This window comes from Rhodoferax sp. TH121 (assembly GCF_002251855.1).
In the GTDB taxonomy this organism is placed as follows: Bacteria; Pseudomonadota; Gammaproteobacteria; order Burkholderiales; family Burkholderiaceae_C; genus Allorhodoferax.
In genome coordinates this window covers 1-3,272 of sequence record NZ_NOXW01000006.1, presented here as the reverse complement: position 1 = coordinate 3,272, position 3,272 = coordinate 1, and the positions used below count along the sequence as shown (strand labels likewise).

Genomic DNA, 3,272 nt, shown 5'->3' with positions numbered 1-3,272 from the left:
GTGTTGGGCTCCTGGACTTCTTTGCTCAGCAGGCCTTGGGCGGTGTATTCGTAGCTGGTCGTGCGCACTTGTGTGTCGGCGATCGAAACAATCGGCGACGACAACAGCAAGACCAGTGCAACGGCCTTGAGTGATGTGGCTGGAGCTTGTAAATACCCCTTGTGCTTCATCTTGAAACTCCCTGAGTCGTGCAGCCTGTGGCTGCACGATGTTCTTGTGAATTTTTTTATGGATTGCGAGGATTAGGGGGCGGGCAAACGGGTGCCTGGGACGATCCAAGTTATGAAGGCGTTGCCTACTACCGAGGCACCTGAGGAGCCACCGCCACTACCAGGGTAGTAATAGCCGTTGGTGCCTGTGCCACCACCACCACCGGCATTGCCTACATTGCCACCAGAGCCGCCATCCCCACCATCCCATGGCGAGCCATACAGGCTGCCGTGGTAGCCCGCAGCACCTCCGGTCGCCGCATACAGGCCAGAAGCGCCTGCACCTTGTCCATTACCACCATTGCCACCACTAACGTACATCATGGCGGCACCGGAACTGACCGACTGACGCATCCCTGTACCACCGCCACCACCGCCACCGCCGCCACCGGCGATAGAACCGTTGTTTGTGATCGATGCCGCACGTTGAACCCAAAGTGCTGGTCCTCCGGATTGACCCGGAGATGACGAGCGTGGCGCTTCATCGCCAACCCAAACACCAATCCCCCCCGCACCGCCAGCACCATAGATCCCCGCCCCCGCATTGACCACGATGTTGACCGTGTCCCCAGGCGCCCAAGAGTTGTCCACCACGAAGGCTGCCTGCCCCGTCGAGGTCGAACCCACTACACCGGTGATGTTGAAGGTGATGTCCGTGCGACCTGCGATGTAACCTGCTGCCTTGGCCGTGTTGGCCAGGTAGTTAGCCTGGGTTCCCACGTTGACTGTGACTGGCACCCGCGGAGCAGGCAAGGTGTTAACTGTGAGGTTGTAGCTGGCAGTTCCTCCCGGGCCTGTGGCTGTAAAGACGCAAGTCGTTGGAATCCCCACCCAGGCTTCGCTGGCGATCTGACTAGGGGTGCTACCGTTGGGCCATACCGTCTCAGCAGACTTGTACCCCGCACCCGCAGAGGTGCAGCTGTAGCTCACCAAACTTGCATTGGTACTAGTCCAACTAATGGTTCCTGGCAAGGTCGCCACCCAGCTCGATGGACTCTGGCTGGCGGTAATGGTGGGCAGCTGGTAAGGGTCTGCCGCAGTCCCCGAGCCCGCCACAGTAGCCGTGGTGCTGGTAACAGTGGTCTTCTTGAGACGCCCCAGAATCCAGTTGGCTGTGTCTGCGGGCCAGTACTCATTAGCACTGGACTTCAGCGACCCGTCACTGGTGCCCATGGAGACCACACTGGGGTCGCCATAGAACTTGCCATCCGTAGCGTCCACCCCATAGTCGGTTGTGAGCTTGTTAGCTGGGTAAACCGCACCGTTGATGTCCCAGGCCTCATCTGTAGTGCTGGCCACGTAGCGGAAGTAGCGTGCATTGGTCGCATTGACACAGGCTGTCGCGTTGGCACTGAGGTCACAGCGCACGGGGATCACGCAAGCACTGCCATTGGCCGGAATCTTGCACTCCAAGAGGCTGGTGCTGCGCTTGAGCAGGCCACCATTGAGGGCACTGCTCAGGCGCTGTTCGGACCTGGCCGGCATGCCGATGTAGGGGAAGTCCTGGCGGAATTCGCTGTAGCTCTCTACGCCAGTGCCTTCGTCCTTTTGCTTGACCCAGCGGAAACCCAGCATGCCTCGGCCTGTGCCTACTTCGACCTTCAGACCTCCGTAGGTGTAGCTGATGGTGCTGGAGCCACCAATGCCGTTGCTACTTTGCAGGGCAGAGGTGACATACATGGGCGCCTTGATATCGATCTGCGGGAAGCTGGCGGCTGTGGAGCCGCTGTCCTTGGTGTAGGTGTTGCCCTGGGTGAGCGCACCATAGCTCACGCTGGTACTGGCTCCCAAGCCATTGCCCAAACTGATTAAGTAGTTGGACAGGATGTCTTGCTGGTTGGAGGCTACGCTGACACCCGAGCTGAAGAAGCCCAAGACATCAGGGATGCCGTCGCCGGTCACGTCCACGAGTTGGCGCGGATGGGTGGTGTTGTTGGTCCAGCCTGCCGCAGTTCCGAATCCACTGATCCAACTGGTGGCTGCTGCGAACGTAGTTCCTCCGGTGTTCAGGGACACCATCACGCCATTTGGCCCGAAACCTACGATGTCAGGCAAGCCATCACCGTTGACGTCCACGAGCTGGCGGGGTTGTACGTTGTTGTCGGTCCAGCCGCCGGCGCTAGTTCCGAAGTCTGCGCGCCAGTTCGTGGCGGTGGTCAGGGAGGTGCCTGTGTTGATGGAGACCATCACGCCCGTGCTGCTAAAGCCCACGATGTCGGGCAAGCCGTCTCCGTTGACGTCTACGACGTAGCGAGGGTAGAGGTTGTTGTCGCTCCAGCCTCCGGCGCTGGTGCCGAAGTTGGCAAGCCAGTTGGATGCGTTAACAAATGCCGAGCCGTTGTTAATGGCCACCATCACGCCTGTGCTGCTGAAGCCCACGACGTCAGGAAGCCCATCGCCATTCATGTCCGCTACATAGCGGGGATACAGGTTGTTGCTATCCCATGTTCCTGCACTGGCAGCTGAACCAAAGTACTGTGTATTCCAGAACGTTCCAGTCGAGAATGCCGTTCCGGTGTTCAAAGCCACCATGACTCCCGAGCCACCAAAGCCCACGATGTCAGGCAGCCCATCTCCGTTCACGTCCACGATCTGGCGGGGGACAGTGTTGTTATCGCTCCAGCCACCGGCACTGACCCCAAACTGGGCAATCCAGTTGGTATGCGGCGCAAATGCAGTTCCTGTGTTCAGCGACACCATGACGCCGCCAGATCCGAACCCTACGATGTCGGGCAGTCCATCTCCGTTAATGTCCACAACCTGACGGGGGTGGGTGTTGTTGTTGGCCCAGCCTTGGGCGGTACCGAATTGGGCAATCCAGCTGGCGGATGCGGCAAACCCACTTCCGGTGTTCAAAGACACCATAACGCCGTTGGGACCGAAGCCTACGATGTCAGGCAATCCATCGCCGTTGACGTCGACCACTTGCCTTGGGTGGGTGGAGGCTTCGCTCCAGCTGTTGGAGGTTCCGAAGTCTGCAATCCAGGTGGATGCGGTGTTGAAGGCTGCTGTCTTGGGGTTGCCCCACTGCACGCTGGTAGCTGGCAGACACGCCCCCACCGC

At 59.6% G+C, this 3,272-nt stretch carries 1 protein-coding gene; it reads right to left on the bottom strand.

Going from position 1 to position 3,272, the window contains the following annotated elements; all coding sequences use genetic code 11:
- Nucleotides 1–242: 242 nt before the first annotated feature.
- Nucleotides 243–3,272 (bottom strand): FG-GAP-like repeat-containing protein (locus CHU94_RS00040; protein ID WP_176451874.1); only part of this gene is annotated, 3,030 nt, incomplete at its 5' end.